The sequence below is a fragment of the Rhizobacter sp. P3_C12 genome (genome assembly GCF_056402735.1).
Genome location: NZ_JBFUGW010000524.1, coordinates 1 through 2103, shown reverse-complemented (window position 1 = coordinate 2103; position 2103 = coordinate 1). Strand labels below are relative to the sequence as shown.

Genomic DNA, 2103 nt, shown 5'->3' with positions numbered 1-2103 from the left:
CGGCCCGCCGCCACCGGCGCGGAGCCGCCCTCGGCCTCGTCGATGCGCCGCATCAGCCGCTTCAGCCCCGCATCGGCATCGGTCAGCGGCGGCTGCGGCTCGGCCATCGCCTGGCGCAGCGCACGCTGCCAGGCCAGGTCGGTGGAATCGCCGTCGGCGTCATGCTTCTTCATCGTCGTACTCCTTGCGGCCCGCACGGCCCGGGCGGCGCACCGGCGGCACGCCGGCCAGCATCGGCAGCACCTGGCGCAGCTTCGCGCGGGCGTGGAACATGCGCGCCTTCACGGTGCTGAGCTCGCAGTCCATGATCTGCGCCACCTCGTCGAGCGAGTGGCCGGCGCCATAGGCCAGCTCCATCGTCGCGCGCTGCTCGGCGTTGAGGCGGCGCATGCCCTTGGCGACCCAGTCGGCCAGCTCGTGGCGGGCGTGGGGGTCGTCGAGGGCATGCAGCTCGTGGGTTTGTTCATCCGAGGGCGCTTCGACCGGCTCCTCGCCGTGCTCGCGCAGCGTCTTCAGCGCACTGCGCCAGGCGATGCCGAGGATCCAGGTCGACACGCGCGACTCGCCGCGGAACTCGCCGGCCTTCTGCCAGACGATCCAGAAGGTGTCGTTGATCACCTCCTCCACCACGTCGGCGCGGCGCGTCAGCCGGGCCAGGAAGCGGTCGAGGCGGCGGTGGTAGCCGTGGTACAGCGCCGCCAGCGCCGCGCGCTCGCCCTCGGCGATGCGGCGCAGCAGCGCGGCCTCGTCCGCATCGTCCAGGCGGGCGGCGGCGGGGCGGGCGCGGATCAGCGAAAGCAGCGGCATACCGGTGTGTACGCGCGGGCGCCGCGAAAGTTGCAAGTATTTTTTAGAAGCCGACCGTCAGGCTGCCCACCCAGCGGGCGTCGGCCGCCGCGCCGAACCATTCGCGCGCCCGGGCGTCGGTCGCGACGCGCGACAACTCGAACTGCAGCGCGCCGATGCGCCCGCCCAGGCCGAGGTGGCCGTAGTCGTAGCTGAAGCCGGCGCGGCGCTGCTGGTCCTGGTGGCCGAGCCCGGCCGTCAGTGCGAACGAGACGCCCGCCAAGCGCCCCAGCGGCTGGCGCAGCACCAGGTCGGCGGCCCAGCCGCTGCGGTGGCCGTTCGACGACGCGGTGGTCTGGCGCAGCGCGGTGACCGAGCCGAGCACGCGGTCGCGCCACGCGAGCGTCGCGCCGAACTCATCGCGGTCGAAGCTGCGCAGGTAGTCGTCGAACGGGTAGGCGTAGCGCGTGGCTGCGAGCTGCGCGCTCCAGTCGTCGTCGAGCCGGAACGAATGGCCGGCGCGCAGGTGCAGCTGGGTCGTCCAGCCGGCGTCGCCGGAGGGCCGCAGCGTCGCGACGCCGAGCCCCGCGAGCCAGCCGTCGACGGTGTCCACCGACACGCCGGCCTGCAGCGCCGGCTTGCCGTTGCCGAGCGCGACGCCCCGCACCAGCAGCGCCGAACTGGCGCCGACGGTGGCGTCGACCTCCTGGGCCCGGGCGCCGGACAGCGCCAGCGCCGCTGCGGCCGTCGCGACGGCGCGCAGCAGGGCTGTCACATCAGGCCTTCGGCAGCGGGATCGCCTTGAGTGTGCTGCCCTCGACCTCGAAACGGCCGCCGACCGCGGGCGCGGTCTGTTGCGTGACGGTGCGGGTGGTGCCGTCGTCCATGCGCAGGCGCACCTGGTAGACGGTGGTGCTGCGGGCGCGCTTCTCGACCTCGTGGCCGGCCAGCCCGCCGCCGACGGCACCGAGCACCGTCATCGCCTTCTTGCCGTTGCCGCCGCCCATCTGGTGGCCGACGACGCCGCCGAGCACACCGCCGGCGACCGCGCCGAGGCCGGTGCCTTCACCCTTGCGGGTCTCGGTCTTCACGCTCTCGACGGTGCCGCAGTTCGCGCAGATGTCGGCAGCCGCGGTGGTGGTGGTGGCCGGTGCGGGCTTGGCGGCGTGGCCGGCCTTGCCCTTGGCCGAGGCGGTGGCGGCCACCGGCGCCGCCGGCTCGACCGGCGCGGGCTTCGGCCCGGCCGTCAGTGCAGCCGCCAGCGCACCGGCGCCGACCACGCCCAGGCCACCGGCGACCCACCAGGCCGTGCGGCGC

At 74.7% G+C, this 2103-nt stretch carries 3 protein-coding genes; all 3 read right to left on the bottom strand.

Annotated features, from left to right (window positions below; all coding sequences use genetic code 11):
• Positions 1-159 precede the first annotated feature (159 nt).
• The gene (locus tag AC1DXV_RS34070; protein ID WP_477937980.1) at positions 160-807 is read right to left on the bottom strand and encodes a sigma-70 family RNA polymerase sigma factor; all 648 of its coding nucleotides are present in this window, start codon (positions 805-807) and stop codon (positions 160-162) included.
• Positions 808-850: 43 nt separating this feature from the next.
• A complete protein-coding gene (locus AC1DXV_RS34065; protein WP_477874110.1) occupies positions 851-1561 on the bottom strand; it encodes a TorF family putative porin in 711 nt (236 codons plus the stop codon).
• Between the two features lies 1 nt (position 1562).
• The coding region (locus AC1DXV_RS34060; RefSeq protein WP_477937979.1) for a glycine zipper 2TM domain-containing protein at positions 1563-2103 on the bottom strand (541 nt) is incomplete at its 5' end.

Excerpts from the sequence above, each read along its gene's own strand:
- AC1DXV_RS34070 (WP_477937980.1), bottom strand. The coding sequence starts at position 807 with ATGCCGCTGCTTTCGCTGATCCGCGCCCGCCCCGCCGCCGCCCGCCTG.